The sequence below is a fragment of the Rheinheimera baltica genome, assembly GCF_030731985.1.
Taxonomy (GTDB): domain Bacteria; phylum Pseudomonadota; class Gammaproteobacteria; order Enterobacterales; family Alteromonadaceae; genus Alishewanella; species Alishewanella baltica.
On the sequence record NZ_JAPJDY010000006.1, the window covers coordinates 54,801 to 71,031 of the forward strand.

Here is a 16,231-nt window from a genome sequence, read left to right on the forward strand (position 1 = left end):
AGGAAGCAATTATGTCTACTACCACATTAAAAAATCTGGTTGAAAAGCTTAATCCCGCCAGCCGGCAGTCGTTAGAAAGTGCGACAGCGCGGTGTCAGTCTAGATCGCATTATAGTGTTGAAATTGAACACTGGTTGGATGCGATGCTGGAGCAAGGCGATGGTGACATACAGTTGTTATTACGCAGTTTTGACATCAATATCGACACGGTTAAACAACAACTTCAGCAAGCGCTGGAGATGATGAAAACCGGTAATAATGCCTTACCAACAATATCTGTTCAGTTAATTAATTTGTTAAGAACGAGTTGGCTAAGTACGACTATTGAGTTTTCAGATCAGCAAATTCGCTCTGCTTATGTGCTGTATACATTACTAAAAGATGACAGCATGGCGGCGTTGTTACTTCGCCGGATCCCTTCTTTGGACAAGTTAGATGCCGCTGAGTTGTTACGCGTCTGGCCGGTATTGGTAAAACAAAGTGCTGAACAGCAAAGCCCTGATCAGCAAGGTGCGGCCGCAAGCGTGGGCAAATTATCGTCTACGAAAACACCGTCACTGGATCAATTTACTACCGACCTGACCGCGCAAGCCCGGGCGGGGAAAATAGACCCCATAGTAGGCCGGGATTATGAAATTCGGCAGATGATAGACATCTTAACCCGTCGTCGGCAAAACAACCCTATTCTCACCGGTGAAGCTGGAGTAGGTAAAACGGCAGTTGTTGAAGGTTTGGCCTTAAAAATTGCCGCTGGAGAGGTACCGGAAAAACTTAAAAATATCAGTTTGCGGGTGTTGGACTTAGCTCTACTGCAAGCGGGTGCCGGTATGAAAGGTGAGTTTGAAAACCGGCTTAAAAATGTCATTAAGGAAGTTAATAGTTCTGCAACGCCAGTCATTTTGTTTATCGACGAAGCTCATACCATGATAGGTAGCGGTGGGCAGGCAGGGCAAAATGATGCGGCTAATTTGTTAAAACCCGCACTGGCGCGCGGAGAGCTGCGAACGATTGCTGCAACCACCTGGGCAGAATACAAAAAATACTTTGAAAAAGATGCCGCGCTGGCCAGACGTTTTCAGGTAGTAAAAGTTGAGGAGCCTACACCGGCTCTTGCTGCCATCATGATGCGGGGCTTACTGCCTGTTATGGAGCAACACCATGGTGTTTCTATTACCGATTTAGCCTTACAGGCGGCGGTGAATTTATCGCACCGTTATATTAATGGCCGTCAACTACCAGACAAAGCTGTGGGTTTATTAGATACGGCTTGCGCACGTGTGGCAATGAGTCAGGATGCGATACCTGGCCCTTTAGAAGACTTGCAGCGCAAGGCCGCGCAATTACAACAAGAAATTACGGTACTACAACGTGAGCAGTGTTTAGGGTCAGATCATAGTGAAGCCTTAGCGGCGTTGCAGGAAAAAGCCGAACAAACTGAACAACAATTGCTACAGACGAACCAGGCTTGGCAGGAACAAAAAGCTCTGGTGGCTGAAGCACGCGAATTAGCACAGCAACTTACCGCAGAGCCGCAAGGGCAAGACTCGCCTTTACTACAACGCTTGTTGGAAATTAAAGCGTCATTTGCTGCGATTAGCGAGCCAATGGTGCACTGGCAGGTAACGGAAGAGCTGGTTGCCGAGGTGGTATCTGATTGGACGGGTATTCCACTGGGTAAAATGCAAGCGGATGAAATTAATACCATGCTGGCGCTGAATACCTATTTGCAGCAGCGAGTGGTTGGGCAGGATCATGCGCTGGAGCTTATCGCCCGCACGGTACAAACATCGCGTGCCCAGTTGGCTGATGAAAATAAACCTAATGGCATTTTTCTGCTTACCGGGCCCAGCGGCGTAGGTAAAACTGAGACTGCTTTAGCACTGGCGGAACAGGTGTATGGTAGCGAAGAGCAATTAACTGTCATCAATATGTCAGAGTTTAAAGAAGAGCATAAGGTGTCATTGCTGTTGGGCTCTCCTCCAGGCTATGTAGGTTATGGCGAGGGAGGTGTGTTAACCGAAGCGGTGCGTCGTAAACCTTACAGTGTCATTTTATTAGACGAAATGGAAAAAGCGCATCCCGGCGTGCAGGATATTTTCTATCAGGTATTTGATAAAGGCACGATTAAAGATGGTGAAGGCCGGGATATAGATTTTAAAAACACCATCATCATTATGACCTCTAACGTTGGTACGGATACCACCATGCGTTTGTTTGAGGACCCTGATACCGCGCCGACAACGGAGGGTTTAGCTAAAGCGTTGAAAGACGATTTACTCACCGTATTCAAACCTGCATTTTTAGGCCGATTGAATTTAATCCCCTACTTGCCACTTGATAGTGACAAGTTGGCGTTAATCACCGCACTACAGTTAAAGCGTATTGAAAAGCGCTTGAATCAGCACTATCGGGCAACGTTTAGTTTTAATGCTGAGGTGACTGATCTTATTGTTAGCCAGTGTCAGGATGCGGGTGCGGGCGCCAGAACGATTCACAACATTTTGCAAAACCAGTTATTGCCAGAGCTTTCTATTCGCATTCTGCAGCGGGTGGCGCAACAACAAGCCGTTAGCGCCATTAATTTGCAAGTAGAAAACGGCGCTTTTATCTACAGCGTTAATTAAGTGTTTACTGCCAACAATCCAGCAAAAGGACGTTGGCAGTATAATGAAGTAAAAAATATCATTCAAAAAAGTTAATTTGGCGTTGCCAATAATTGTATTGTCGATATAATTTGTAAAGTTTAAAACTTACTGGCAAGTTTAGTTTGCTTATCTGGTAACACGGAATTAATACATTGCGATTATTATATAAGTAAGTTGGTAAATTTTAACGTTTTGTCCGGGTGTAACAGTGACCCAGGCTATCTATGATGTCCAATATCGGGCAGCAGTTTTAATATGCAAAAGGAGCATAGCATGCAAGCAAATACCTACCTGAAGTACGGTTCTATCAAAGGCGAAACCACCGCTGAAGATTTCAAAGACATGATCACCATCTTGTCTATGGACTGGGGTACTCAGCGTGAGCTGTCTTCATATACCGGTACCGCTATGGACCGTGAAGCCAGTTCAACTCGTTTGAACGATATCGTTATCACTAAACTGCAAGACAATGCTTCACCGGATCTGTTCAAAGAAGCAACTATCGGTAAAGGTCAAAAAGCTGTTTTCCACATCACCAAACAAGGCGATAAAGTGGAAGAGATCATGAAAATTGAACTGACTGATGCGATGATCAGCAGCTATCAGATGTCAGTTTCAGGTGACCGTCCAATTGAAACTATCGTTATCAGCTACACCGAATTGATGATGACCGTTAAACCATCTGACGATAAAAACAGTATCGTTGCTCCGTTGGTATACGGTTACAGCGGTGTTAAAGGCACCAAGCTTTAAGCTAATCAGGTTGGTGTGGCTTGCCACACCAACCTACACCTAGTGTTTTTACCCATCATCTTAATCAATACCAATTGAGGTCAACGGATGCAAAAGGCAACCCAGGACAAGAACAGCATCAAAATTGATACGCCACTTGGCAAAGATGCACTGATTTTAACCCGGTTTGTATTTCGCGAAGCGTTGTCACAACTGTTTAGCGTTAAAGCAGAAGTGTATGGCAATGGCCAGAGTGTTAGCCCAGATGAGCTGATAGGTAAAGAAGTCACTATTACGCTGGAATTAGGTAAAAAAAAGCAACGTTATATTCATGCTGTTGTCGCCGATGTTACGGCACTGGGTACCCGGGCGACAAAAGACTCGGCAGGTGCAGAGCATCGGGATTACAGCTTGCATCTGGTTGCCAGCGCCTGGTATATGCAGCATAGAGTAAATAGCCGTATTTTTCGTGCAAAAAACGTATTGAAAATAGTCGAAAAAATTGCCGGTGAGCACGGTGTTAAAATCGACGTCACTTCGAAAATTCAAGGCAGTTATCCAGACTATGACTTTAAAGTACAGTATGAAGAAAGTGATTTAGCCTTTGTTCAGCGTTTATTGCAGCAAGAAGGTATATTTTATTATTTTGACCATAGTCAGAGTAGTCATAAGTTAATACTGGCTGATAAGGCCACCGCCTATGAGCCTTGTGCTGAATCAAGTGTAAAATACTTTAATGGTAGTTTGTCAGAGTCACATATACATCACTGGCAGCGTGCTTTAGTTATGGCGCCGGGTAAATATGTGCAACGCGGATACGACTTAAATAAACCCAAGGCGTTGCCCACCGCAGAGGCTAACAAAGGCAAACTCGTCAGTGGTCATGCAAGTTACGAAGTATTTAATTATGATGCTGAGTCAGAATTTCATCCACGCGGTAAAAGCATTGCCGGTTTGCGTTTAGATGCGTTGCAGCGTGATATTGAACGTCGTAAAGGTGCCAGTAACTGCCGCACATTTAGCATTGGTAAAACCTTTACGCTTAGTGAGCATGAAGACAAAGCTGAAGCAGGTAAGCAATATGTGTTAACTGAGGTGGTACTTACTGCCGCTATTGCCAGCCAAACTGGCGCCAGCAAGTCAGTGGAACAACAGATCAGTAATAGTTTTTATTGTGTGCCTAAAGAAGTAGCGTACCGGCCACAACTTACCATCGCTAAGCCGCTTATTTCCGGCGTTCAAAGCGCTACGGTTACCTGTAAAGGTGGCGAGGAAATTTCAGTAGATGCACTTGGTCGTGTCACGGTGAAATTTCACTGGGATCGCAGCGATATTACCGACAACGAAAGCTCATGTCCTATCCGGGTTAGCCAAAATTGGGCGGGTAAAAATTGGGGCGCATTTTTCTTTCCGCGACGCGATCAGGAAGTACTGGTTGAGTTTTTAAATGGCGACCCAGACCAACCAATTATTATTGGTGCAGTATACAACTCAGATAATATGCCACCTTACACCTTACCTGATGACAAAACACAAAGTGGTATTAAAACCCGCTCCAGTAAAGGCGGCGGTGCAGCTAACTTTAACGAATTACGTTTTGAAGATAAAAAGGGTGAGGAGTTACTTTACCTTCACGCTGAAAAAGACTTTGAGCTGCAAGTTGAAAATAACCAAACCGATATGGTTGGTAAAGACCGGCTGACAACCGTTAAAGGTAATGATACCGAAACGGTTAATAAAGACCGTAAGAATACAGTAGATGGCAGTGACACCCTAAAAGTGGGTAAAAAACTCGTGATCAATGCCGGCGACGCTATCACCATTAAAACGGGGGCAGCATCTATCTCTATGAAGAGTGATGGCTCTATTGATATCAAAGGTGTCAATGTCACCATAAAAGGCAGCAAAGTCAGTATTAATTAACTGCTGTTGCAGTTTTAAGCCTTTAAGGACGAAATAAAATGGCAAAACCCGCTGCAGTAATCGGTTGTATGCATCTTTGCCCAAAGATAGATCCAGGCCCTAAACCGCATATCGGCGGGCCAGTCATCCAGGGCTCACCCAATGTGTCAATTTGCGGTATTCCAGCTGCACGCAAGGGCGATAAGTTGGTTTGTATCGGGCCACCTGACAGCATTAGCGGCGGATCTGGCACGGTATTTATTAATGGTAAAAATGCGGCCAGGCTTGGCGATGATACCTCTCATGGTGGCAAGATTATCGTGGGTGTGCCTACCGTATTTATTGGTGGTTAAGCCAGATGACTTCAGTTAACGCTGTGCTGCAGCAAGTGCAGCTGTTATTGGATCAACGTTTGCAATTAGTGTTAGGGCGATACACCAGCTTAAAACAACTTCAGCAACATGATAGACAGTTAATAGACTGTGCCCGATTACTGCTACCGGCAGACCCTGCTAGTGCGCTCCCTGCGTGGGCAATGTGGCTGTGCGGTAATAACCATCAAACAGTACTGAATTTGTCCGACACGCAAGATTTCGCTTTTCCTGAGGCTGCATGGTTGTTGCTCAAGCAGTTAAAACTGCGTTTGTTTCCTCAACTTGATGCAATGCAATTAATGATGCCAGAGGCTGATACGCAGTTGGCGCCGTTACATTGGCAACTGGCTAACAGTCTGCAGTTAACGTTAAACCCATTTACACATGAAACCGGGCTTTCAGCTGCGTCATTGTGGTACCTGGGGGGCAGTGCACAGCTGCAATTGTTGCCATCGTTGTTGGCATTTAAGCAGCAACTTGCCACAGATGCACCGTTGCAATTACATATTGAACTTGCAATGTACCTTTGGGGGCAGAAAAGCGATGAAACCAGCTTGTGTGAAAAGTTGTTAGCGTCTGAGCAGCTAACGGCTGAACAGCTTATGGTGCTCATAGTGGGGGCCGCCGAACCAGCAAAAGCCAGCATGATAAATTTATTAGCCCGTACCGAAGCCAATATGGCGTTGGCGATGATGGCCATGGGTTTTAGTGGCCAGTTAAAATTTGTTCCGTTACTGGCTGAACTTGCCCAGCAAAGCAGTAGTAAGGATGTTGCGATATCCGCATTAGATATGTTGTTAGGGGTAATGGCGACAGACAGCTTGCTTGACGAGCCAAAAGCACTTCAGCGCGTGTTATTGCAACGCCACAGTAGTCGGCAAATTTGCGGAGAAGACATGAGTGAGCCGCAACTGGCACACCTTTGGCGAAGTGGTAATCAGCTACAACGGCAGTTGGTGGCCTGTTACCGTTGCTTGGCACAAGCAGACATACCACTATTAAACACGCATTCATTGTTGGGGGCAGTATGAGCCAGCAATACACTCAAGGCTTTTGTATTGATCGGATTTGCATGTTGTTGGGCAAGGCTGTAAATACGCAAGCGGCGTTAAACCTGGATATTCTGCCGCCAGAGCAGCAGTACATAACTTGGCAGCAGCATCATCTTGCGGCGTCTTTTGTGTTACCGGTTAAAGCCAAAGAGACCCTTACTGAGCGACTAACGGCGTTGCTAACTATGTTATTTGCTCAGATGGACGACGAATTAGTTAATGAAACCGTTTATTTAGTCTTGCCTGAGTTTCCCGGAGTAGATAACCAGCAACTTAATGCGTTGTTACAGCATCTAATGCGCCATTTTCCCAGTTTACTACTGTCAGATACCTGCAGGGTATTTCCTTATGGCAGTGCAGGGGCCTTAATGGCGCTATCAATGGCGCAACAGCAGTTACAGCAAGATGCGAATGCGACGGTATGGTTATTGGCAGTTGATACGCAGGCGCTGGATGAGGTATTGCAGTGTTACGCGACAGCAGAGCTAGCGGGCGAGCCGTCCGAAGGTGCCATAGCACTGCGGTTAAGCCGCACTAATGCGGTTGTTGCCGTGCATGCTATTGCTAGCGATGCGTCACCGGCCAGTAGTGCCGAGCCTGAGCCGGCCATGGCAGCGTTATTTCAGGACGTTGCGGCAAATTTACCAGCAACATTAAACCAGCTGTATTTACCCGACTGTGGTGATGTTAACGCAACAGAGCGCTGGTTAGCGCAATATCACTATTTACATGGTGCGGTTAATCAAGATACCGAACATGTCTTAGCGTCTTATGCCACTGGTGAATTAGGGGCTTGTGGCGGTTTATATCGATTACTGCATGTTTATCGCGGTTATCAGCGTGGTTATTTACAGGGCTTAACCTTGCAATGCGAGTTATCACCGGCGTTGTATCGTGCTGTTGCCGTGTTTTCCCAGGCCGGTACTTTAGTAAATAACAAGGAAGTATAGCAACATGGCAGCGAATTTAATTGAATTAAAAAGTCGTTATGCTGAGGTGTTTGCATTTAGCACCACCAAAACCACATCAAAAGGCAGTTTGAAGTCGTTTAGCTCGGCAGCCGATGCGGCGCAGTTTCTAAAAGCTAATTTCCCTGATGCAGTTACCGCTGGCGGTAACATCGTTCAGGTTTACGGTTGGTTTGGTGGGGCAGCGCTTTCTATGCAGGTGGTGGAGCATAGAACCACTGTTTTTGCGGCGTTGGCCGATGCCATTGTTAATGGTAAGTTGTTTGTGTTTGCCTTACCCAAACCTGTACCACAGATTGAATCGTCACCGGTGTTAAGCAGCTCTGCCGCCGGCTCGGAAAAACCGCTAAACCCGGGTGGCAGGGATGACAGTGCTAACAGCAATGTGTCTGATGCTGATACAACAGCGGTTGTTTCTGACGCCTCTGGTAGCAATGCCGCGGATATCGCCACACCTCAAAATGCAGATGTTGCTAAAGAAGGCGATCCTGTGTCGATGTGTACCGGTGAGGAAATTCTGGAGCTGGTCGATTTTGAACTACCAGGTCCATTACCGCTGCAGTTTAAGCGTACTTACCGTTCCAGTCAGTGTCATGAAAACGTGGGTTTGGGCTTTGGTTGGCGCAGTAATTTTCATTTGCAAATTGTCAGCACATTAACTGATGACGACGAACCGTTGTTGGTGTTACACAATGAAGAAGGGCGCCGTTTAAGCTTTAAACCTGTAGCAGTAGGGCAAACCAGTTATCAGCTAAGCGAAGGGCTGGCACTACGGCATGAGGACAATGGCAGCCTGGTGTTGTTAAAGCAAGATAACACTCATTGGGTGTTTGTGCCGGTGGCATCAGACAACCCTAAGCAAGCTAAGCGCTGGGCACTACATCAAATTTTTGACAGTTTGGGTAACTACTTACAACTGTATTATGACCGTGCCAACCGGTTAAGCCGCATAGACTACACCCGCAAGCGCGGTGTAGAGCTTTACTACAATAACGCCGGGTTGTTAAGTCATATAGCCGTGGTGCAAAAAACCGATACCGGGTTAGCAAAGTTAGATGTGACGCTGGCGCAGTATCAATATGACGAGCAGCGCGATCTTGTTACTGCGACAAATCAGGCCGGACAAACTGAACAGTATAACTATCAAGCACACTTAATTACGGTGCGTCAGCGTGCCAGTGGTTTTAAACATTTTTTTAGTTGGTTAGGCGATGGACCGACCGCGCGTTGTAGCCGCAACTGGGGCGACGACGGTAATTACGATTACCAGTTTACGTACGATGAAGCCTCGCGCACCGCAACCAGCACAGATAGCCGCGGCCAATGCTGGCAGTATTTCCACAACGAACGTAATCAGTTGATTAAAAAAGTCGCGCCCGATGGCGCTACCTGGCTTTACAGCTGGAACAGCCTGGGCAAGAAAAGTGCGGAAACGGCGCCCGATGGCGGCGTTACGCGTTACTACTTTAATGAGGTAGGGCAACTCATAACGGTAGAGCAAGCCGACGGCGCTATTAGCCATTTTCAGTACAATTCGCTGGGGCAGCGCTGTGGCTTTACTGATGCCGAAGGCGCGCATTGGCAGCGTGATTACACCGCAGGTGGCTTACTTAAATCAGAGCAGCACCCTGACGGCACCATAAGCCAATATGAGTACAATCAGGATGGGAAGTTAACCACCCTAAAACAGGCCAATGGCAATATTGAGCATTATTTGTGGGACAGCGAAGGCCAGCTACTAGCCCGCAAGCAAGGCGAGGCGGTAACCCGGTTTAGTTATGACACCCTGGGCCGGTTAAATGGCACGGTAGATGCGTCCGGTTTAGTGACCGAGTATCAACGTAACAATGCTGGCCAAATTGTCGCGTTACGCCAATATGCCCAAAGTGAGCCAGATAAGGTGCACACTGAGCTTTTGTCGTACGACAGTGCCGGGCGACTTACCCATAAACAGAACAGACTGGGCGATGCGACACAATGGGAATATGAGGGGCTAAGTCAGCCGGTAAAACAGTTACAACCCGATGGCAGCGCTTTGCATTATGAATACGATAAAGAGCGTAATCTTACCGCTATTATGCGCAGCGACGGTGCCCGTTATCAGTTAGATTATGACGGTCAGGAACGGCCAATAGCGTTGCAAGGCTTTGATGGTCGTACTCAGCAGTACCAGTATGACATTAATGGCCATGTTAATACCGTACGTGACGGTGAGCAGCGCCAAATCAAACTTCGGCGCGACAGCCGCGGCCGTATTATTGAGCAGCAGGCGCTGTATCAGCAGCAACTAACCAGTAATCACTTTCACTACGATAAAATTGGCCGGCCTTTAAGAGCCAGTAATGCCCAGTGTAAATTGCGTTTTGCTTATCATGCTAATGGCCAGTTAAACGAGCAATGGCGCGATGACTGGCGCACGCTATACCAATATGACACCCATGGCCGTCGTGCCAGCACGATATTGCCTGATGGTACAGTGCTGGATTATCGCTATAACGAACAAGGCCAGCTGTCGCAATTAGCGTTAAACCAGCAGCCCATATTGTGGCGTAGCTTTGACAATGCAGGCCGTGAAACGGCAAGGGAATATGCCAGTGGCTTACAGTTAAGCCAGCAGTTCGACAGCTTTAACCGGTTAACTACCCAGCAGTGGCAACACGGTACAAATAGCAGCAGCGCGCATCAGCGACACTATCGCTACAGCGCCTTACATCAGTTGCTAAACGTAACGGATAACCAACATGGTGACACAAGCTATCAATACAATGCCCTGGACCAGCTGGTAAGCAAAACGCACAGCACCGAGCCCAGCCAAAACGAGCAGCATCAGTGGGACAGCTTTGGTAACCCTGCAGGTGATGAGGTTGATGTTAAACAAGACCGCCTGCTGCGCTACCACGACAACCAGTACCAGTACGACGACAGTGGCAACCAGTTAAGTGCCACCGCACCAGGTAAGCGTGAGCTGCGTGAATATAATGGTTTTAACCAACTAAGCAGTTTACGCAATCATAATGGCGTAACGCGTTACGAATATGACGCCTTTGGCCGACGTAGTGCCAAGATAACCGCCACTGGCCGCCTTGATTATTTATGGGAAGGCAACACTCTAACCGGCGAATACAGCCAAGGCGAATTTAGCTGGTACATTTACGAGCCAAATAGCAATAAACCGTTGGCGATGGTTAAACAAGGCCAGTTGTATTTTTACAAATTAGACCAACTGGGCACACCGCTAAGCCTGACCGACAGCGACAACAATATCGTTTGGCAGGCTAACTATTCAGTATTCGGTAAAGCCACAGTAACGGTTAATAAAATCGACAACCCAATCCGCTTTCAAGGCCAGTATTATGACAGCGAAAGCGGGTTACACTACAACCATTTTAGATACTACGACCCACAAACTGGCCGTTTTATCAGCCAAGACCCAATAGGGCTGCTCGGTGGCATAAACCACTACCAATACGCGCCGAATCATATTAACTGGATAGACCCGCTGGGGTTGAGTTGTAAGGAAACTCAAGTTATTCAAGGGCCAGCATTTGACCTTCATGATCCTATGTCCGGCGCAATACAGCCTGTTACGATTTTACCCATTGAATGGGCGCTAGAGGGAATAGCTGATGCGGTAACGGCGGTTGGTGAAATGCTTGACACCGGCGTGACTTTGGCAGGCGCCGCCACAGCCGCAATTGCACTGATACCGGGTAAGCTAGCCGATAAAGTCCTAGACCCTGTAGTTAAGAAGTTAGATGATGTTGCTGACGCTGCAAAATCAGTAGCATTGCAAGGCTCTAAGAAAATAGCCAGAGAAATGGATCTTCATAAAGTAGCTTGCTTTAAGAAGAACGCAAAAGGTTCTGCTGTGGAATATGACCGTCAGTTAAAAGGTCAGCAGGACGGCATAAACAATATGACCGTAAAAGAATACCTTGATAACCGCGATTCCTATAAAGAAATAGGCCGGAAAGGTACTGGTGCAGCACAACAAAGAGCTAGAGATGATTTTAAAGAAGAACTGGTTAACAAATATAGAGATGAGTTAAGAGACAGTGGAGAATATTTCGGCCAAGAGGCTATTGATAAAGCGACTGAGTTAGCCGCCAAAGATATGAAAACCCTGAATGCCTTACATAACCCGGATATGATTGCAGGGGGCTATGACACTGTTGTTGATTTAGGGGATTCCAGTGTCAATCAATCTATTGGCTCGCAGTGGAAAAACACAGGTGTGGATGAGCTGGGTAAAAAACCTCCATTAAGCAGAGTGGCGTTAATGGATACACAAGCTGAAAAAGCCTTGAAAGAGCTTGGGCCGGATGCCAAGATGAATGTGAATTTACACAGGTGTTAATGATGAACAAATTTTTCGATGAATTTTATAATTTTGCTGGTTTTGGTCCGGCCATTAAAGCGGAAATGTCAAGTAAGGAAGTGCTGTCCTTTTACAAAGATAAGCTGCCTGCACGGTTACTCGAATATTGGCAAGAATATGGTTTTTGTGGTTGGGGTGATGGCATCTTTTGGACCGTAAATCCGGCAGATTATCATGATGTTCTTCAAACTTGGCTGCAAGGCACAGAATTTGAGCGAAGAGAACAAAACGGTATTGATGAATATTTTGTCATTGGTAGGGGAGCATTTGGTCGTTTATTTGTATGGGGAAAGACTTCTGGGCAAAGCATTAAAATAAATCCAAGTTATGGAATGTTGTTACCAACAGACAATACTGACAATCTCAGAAAAAGAGGTGAAGAGCGTTCTATAGAATTATATTTTGCTAATAAGTCTAAAGATTCAATGGACGAAAAAGATCTGGATAAAAAAAACTTGTTTGACAGAGCGATGGCTAAATTAGGACCTCTAGAAGCCGATGAAATGTACGCTTTTGTGCCTGCTTTAGCTTTAGGTGGTACGAATAAGTTAGAAAACCTACAAAAAGTAAAGATAATTGAGCACCTTAATTTTTTAGCTGAGTTGGGCGAAAAACGCGTAATGGCTGATATTGTTGCGTTATCTAACGCGTTGCCGCATAACAAATAGAAACTTCTTAAAATTGGTTAAGGCCTACCGTCGGCCTGACGCGACGATGACCTGTGGGAAGGCAACACCCTTACCGGAGAATACTGCCAGGGCGAATTTAGCTGGTATATTTACGAGCCTAACAGCAACAAGCCTTTGGCGTTGGTTAAACAAGGCCAACTGTATTTTTACCAATTAGACCAACTGGGCACACCGCTAAGCCTAACCGACAGCGACAACAACATTGTTTGGCAGGCTAACTATTCAGTATTCGGTAAAGCCACAGTAACGGTTAATAAAATCGACAACCCAATCCGCTTTCAGGGCCAGTACTATGACAGCGAAAGCGGGTTACATTACAACCACTTCAGGTACTATGCCCCCCAAACTGGCCGTTTTATTAGCCAAGACCCAATAGGGTTGTTGGGTAGCATAAACCACTACCAGTACGCACCGAATCATATTAACTGGATAGATCCGCTGGGGTTGTGTGCCAAAGAGGATGGTTCTGTTGGTTTATTAGATGGTATCGTTGGTACGGCAGATTTAGTGGTGACCGGGATACTAAATACCGGCGTAGACATTGTAGCTGGTGGCGCAGGCTTAGTTACTTTGGCCATTTCCGGTGGCGATGTTGGTGCGGCTGCTCATACCATAGAAAGTGTGCAAGAAAAGCAAATAGGGCCGCTGACAGACGCGGGCGAAAAAGTCGCAGCTGTTGTTGCACCAGTAGTCGATAAATACTACGAGCAAAATATGGCCGCGCTGGGTGACGCAACACTGGAAGCGACCGCCTCTCCACTGCTTGCCATGGCAGCGCATAAGTCAGTAGAATTAGTCGGCACTGTGCTGGGGGCGGGTGCTGTCGGGAAATCGCTTAAAAATGGTGCTAAGGTTGTACCCGACTCCGCAGACAATTTTGCGAGAGCTGTTTTAAATAAAGCATCCCAAGCTGAACTTGAAGTTACTTCATTTCTTTCTGACCTATCACAAGCTGTAGGTGGAAGGTTAGAGGGGTTAGACTTTGCACTTAAATCTGAAGCTTCACTATCAAGAAAAATTAGTACCGTTAGTGAAAAATATAATCTCTCCTTAGCAGAAGCTGCTGCGGATATTAATGATGCATTAAGATATACCATGATTTTGGACTCCAAATCTTTTGGCAAAAATGTTGTAGTGGTCTAATAAAACCGGACACCATTTTAGGTGGTAAGATTACCACGTTAGGAGAGGTGTTCAATGGCAAAACAACGTCGTACGTTTTCAACAGAATTTAAGCGTGATGCTGCAGGTCTGGTGCTTGACCAGGGCTATAGTATTGTACAAGCAGTTAAGTCACTTGGTGTTGGTGAGAGTGCACTTCGCCGCTGGGTAGAGCAGCTTGAGCAAGAACGCGGTGGAGTAACCCCCAAGGCTAAAGCTCTGACGCCGGAGCAGCAGCGGATTCAGGAGCTGGAAGCCAGAGTGAACAGGCTGGAGCGGGAAAAAGCCATATTAAAAAAGGCTACCGCACTCTTAATGTCAGACGAGCTCGAACGTACACGCTGATAGACCAGTTAAGAGAACATGAAGCGGTAGACATGGTCTGTGACATGTTTGATGTGCCCACGAGCAGCTATTACGAGCATAAGCAGCTTAGCAAGCAAATCAATGTTGAGCGCTTAGAGCAGCGCAGTAAAGTCAAAGCCTTGTTTAAAGCGAGCCGGAACTCTGCCGGCAGCAGAAGCCTGCTCGGCATGATGCGTGAGCTGGGTTATCAGATAGGCCGTTTTAAAGTCATGAGCCTGATGAGAGAGGCCGGGATAGCGAGCAAGCAACCTGGCCCTCATCGCTATAAAACAGCGCAAGTTGAACGACCGGACATCCCTATCATCTCGACAGGGAATTTGATGTCAGCGCACCTGATAGCGTGTGGTGCGGTGATATTACCTACATCTGGGCAGAAGGCCGCTGGCACTATTTAGCTGTGGTTTTAGATTTGTACCGTCGTCGTGTTGTTGGCTGGGCCTTATCGGCCAAACCGGATGCAGAGTTGGCGGTTAAAGCACTGGATATGGCGTATGAGCAACGAGGCAGGCCACAAGGTGTGATGTTCCATTCTGACCAGGGTTGCCAGTATGCCAGCCGCTTATTCCGCCAAAGATTATGGCGTTATCGCATGACTCAAAGTATGAGTCGTCGCGGAAATTGTTGGGATAATGCCCCCATGGAACGACTGTTCAGAAGCTTAAAGTCTGAGTGGGTGCCGGTAACCGGTTATATGAGTAAAGCAGAAGCACAGCGTGATATTAGTTTTTACCTGATGGATTATTACAACTGGCGCAGGCCACATCAATTCAACGATGGTGTGCCACCGGCAAAAGCTGAGGATCTATCTAATTTACTGTCCGGAATTAGTTGACCACTACATGTTAGTTGATGTTTTCGAGTCACTAGAAGATGCTGGACATAAGAAAAAGTGGGTAACTAATACTTTTCTGGATGAATCGGCATCTTACAAGGGAGTTAATGCCACTTTTGAAACTCCTGAGGGGCAGTTATTCGAACTACAATTCCATACATCAGATAGCTTTGATGTGAAGCAAAATATTAATCATACTTTATATGAAGAGGCTAGGTTGCTTTCAACGTCTATAAAACGAGTCTCCGAGTTGAACGATCAAATGCTTCTAAATTCGGCAAAGATTCCACAGCCAAGTGGTGTGGAACTTATCAATAACTATAGGCCATCAAATTGATGGGGTAATGACATGAATGTTGAAAACGTTATTTATTACGCAGGAATAATACCAGGCAGGTCTAAGCCAACTACAGTATTTCGATTTTTCAACGACCAGAATAAAATGGCCGAGAGATATGTCGTTAGGCGAGGCTGGATTGAGGATAAGGATGTCATGCTTATGAAAATGAAAGGGGATATTACAGAAAATACCAGAATAAGTCCTGAAGAGGCTAAGAACATAACAAATAATATAGAGAATTTTAATGCTTGATTTAGCAATAAAGTTAGCAGTTTATGCACATACAGGTCAGCTAGATAAGGCAGGTAAACCTTATATCCTTCACCCTTTAAATTTGATGTTGAAGTTTAGTGAGGAGGAGTTACAAATAGTTTCAATATTACATGATGTTATTGAGGATAGTGAAATTACCTTAGAATATTTGTCTGAATTAGGCTTTTCAAAATCTGTTGTTGATGCGTTGGATGCTCTTACTAAAAAATCGCACGAGGATTACGTTGACTTCATAAGTAGGATTTCAGAAAACTTAATTGCGACTAGAGTGAAAATTGAAGATTTGACGCACAATCTTGATATAACTCGTTTAGATACAGTGCGTTCAGATGATTTATTGCGAATAGAGAAATATCATAATGCATTATTTTTTCTACGTAATAGATAGAGATAGCATGAATCAATAGGGGCAGTGAAGTTGAAGTAGCTGTGTTATAACTCCTGTGGCCGACGCCGCCCCAATATAACCGCCACTGGCCGCACTGATTCTATATGGGAAGGCGACACCAAGACAGTCGA

The 16,231-nt window shown here is 46.0% G+C and carries 12 protein-coding genes and 1 pseudogene; all 13 read left to right on the forward strand.

The window, feature by feature from the left end:
• Window positions 1–11: 11 nt before the first annotated feature.
• The 13 genes and pseudogenes from tssH (at window position 12) to ORJ00_RS11305 (ending at window position 16,100) form a co-directional block, all read left to right on the forward strand.
• Window positions 12–2,624 (forward strand): type VI secretion system ATPase TssH, encoded by a 2,613-nt coding sequence (gene tssH / locus ORJ00_RS11245; RefSeq protein WP_306139885.1) that lies wholly within the window; start codon window positions 12–14, stop codon window positions 2,622–2,624.
• 294 nt (window positions 2,625–2,918) lie between these two features.
• Window positions 2,919–3,398, forward strand: a complete 480-nt coding sequence (locus ORJ00_RS11250) for an Hcp family type VI secretion system effector (RefSeq protein ID WP_305973541.1) — start codon at window positions 2,919–2,921, stop codon at window positions 3,396–3,398.
• Between the two features lie 87 nt (window positions 3,399–3,485).
• Window positions 3,486–5,300: a type VI secretion system tip protein TssI/VgrG gene (gene tssI / locus ORJ00_RS11255; protein ID WP_306126649.1), complete on the forward strand. Its 1,815-nt coding sequence runs from the start codon at window positions 3,486–3,488 to the stop codon at window positions 5,298–5,300.
• Between the two features lie 38 nt (window positions 5,301–5,338).
• Window positions 5,339–5,632 carry a PAAR domain-containing protein gene (locus ORJ00_RS11260; RefSeq protein WP_205310509.1) on the forward strand — a complete coding sequence of 98 codons (294 nt, stop codon included), beginning with the start codon at window positions 5,339–5,341 and terminating at the stop codon, window positions 5,630–5,632.
• A 5-nt stretch (window positions 5,633–5,637) separates the two neighbouring features.
• The gene (locus ORJ00_RS11265; RefSeq protein ID WP_306139886.1) at window positions 5,638–6,684 is read left to right on the forward strand and encodes a hypothetical protein; all 1,047 of its coding nucleotides are present in this window, start codon (window positions 5,638–5,640) and stop codon (window positions 6,682–6,684) included.
• Window positions 6,681–7,655, forward strand: a complete 975-nt coding sequence (locus tag ORJ00_RS11270; RefSeq protein ID WP_306139887.1) for a hypothetical protein — start codon at window positions 6,681–6,683, stop codon at window positions 7,653–7,655. The genes ORJ00_RS11265 and ORJ00_RS11270 overlap by 4 nt, the downstream gene beginning before the upstream one ends.
• A gap of 4 nt (window positions 7,656–7,659) precedes the next feature.
• Complete coding sequence (locus ORJ00_RS11275) at window positions 7,660–12,030, forward strand: polymorphic toxin type 15 domain-containing protein (protein ID WP_306139888.1); 4,371 nt, start codon at window positions 7,660–7,662, stop codon at window positions 12,028–12,030.
• Window positions 12,030–12,719 carry a GAD-like domain-containing protein gene (locus ORJ00_RS11280; RefSeq protein ID WP_306139889.1) on the forward strand — a complete coding sequence of 230 codons (690 nt, stop codon included), beginning with the start codon at window positions 12,030–12,032 and terminating at the stop codon, window positions 12,717–12,719. Before ORJ00_RS11275 ends, ORJ00_RS11280 begins: the two co-directional genes overlap by 1 nt.
• Window positions 12,720–12,770: 51 nt before the next feature.
• Window positions 12,771–13,883 carry an RHS repeat-associated core domain-containing protein gene (locus tag ORJ00_RS11285; protein WP_502221311.1) on the forward strand — a complete coding sequence of 371 codons (1,113 nt, stop codon included), beginning with the start codon at window positions 12,771–12,773 and terminating at the stop codon, window positions 13,881–13,883.
• 54 nt (window positions 13,884–13,937) lie between these two features.
• Window positions 13,938–15,099, forward strand: a pseudogene (locus ORJ00_RS11290) (IS3 family transposase).
• 7 nt (window positions 15,100–15,106) lie between these two features.
• A complete protein-coding gene (locus ORJ00_RS11295) occupies window positions 15,107–15,436 on the forward strand; it encodes a hypothetical protein (protein ID WP_306139891.1) in 330 nt (109 codons plus the stop codon).
• 12 nt (window positions 15,437–15,448) lie between these two features.
• Window positions 15,449–15,691 carry a hypothetical protein gene (locus ORJ00_RS11300; RefSeq protein ID WP_306139892.1) on the forward strand — a complete coding sequence of 81 codons (243 nt, stop codon included), beginning with the start codon at window positions 15,449–15,451 and terminating at the stop codon, window positions 15,689–15,691.
• Window positions 15,684–16,100: a hypothetical protein gene (locus ORJ00_RS11305; protein WP_306139893.1), complete on the forward strand. Its 417-nt coding sequence runs from the start codon at window positions 15,684–15,686 to the stop codon at window positions 16,098–16,100. The genes ORJ00_RS11300 and ORJ00_RS11305 overlap by 8 nt, the downstream gene beginning before the upstream one ends.
• Window positions 16,101–16,231: the final 131 nt, after the last annotated feature.

Bases quoted from the DNA above. Each gene is read 5' to 3' on its own strand.
- tssI (WP_306126649.1), top strand. From the start codon at position 3,486: ATGCAAAAGGCAACCCAGGACAAGAACAGCATCAAAATTGATACGCCA.
- ORJ00_RS11295 (WP_306139891.1), top strand. From the start codon at position 15,107: ATGTTAGTTGATGTTTTCGAGTCACTAGAAGATGCTGGACATAAGAAA.
- ORJ00_RS11275 (WP_306139888.1), top strand. From the start codon at position 7,660: ATGGCAGCGAATTTAATTGAATTAAAAAGTCGTTATGCTGAGGTGTTT.
- ORJ00_RS11250 (WP_305973541.1), top strand. From the start codon at position 2,919: ATGCAAGCAAATACCTACCTGAAGTACGGTTCTATCAAAGGCGAAACC.
- ORJ00_RS11305 (WP_306139893.1), top strand. From the start codon at position 15,684: ATGCTTGATTTAGCAATAAAGTTAGCAGTTTATGCACATACAGGTCAG.
- ORJ00_RS11280 (WP_306139889.1), top strand. From the start codon at position 12,030: ATGATGAACAAATTTTTCGATGAATTTTATAATTTTGCTGGTTTTGGT.
- tssH (WP_306139885.1), top strand. From the start codon at position 12: ATGTCTACTACCACATTAAAAAATCTGGTTGAAAAGCTTAATCCCGCC.
- ORJ00_RS11260 (WP_205310509.1), top strand. From the start codon at position 5,339: ATGGCAAAACCCGCTGCAGTAATCGGTTGTATGCATCTTTGCCCAAAG.
- ORJ00_RS11265 (WP_306139886.1), top strand. From the start codon at position 5,638: ATGACTTCAGTTAACGCTGTGCTGCAGCAAGTGCAGCTGTTATTGGAT.
- ORJ00_RS11270 (WP_306139887.1), top strand. From the start codon at position 6,681: ATGAGCCAGCAATACACTCAAGGCTTTTGTATTGATCGGATTTGCATG.
- ORJ00_RS11300 (WP_306139892.1), top strand. From the start codon at position 15,449: ATGAATGTTGAAAACGTTATTTATTACGCAGGAATAATACCAGGCAGG.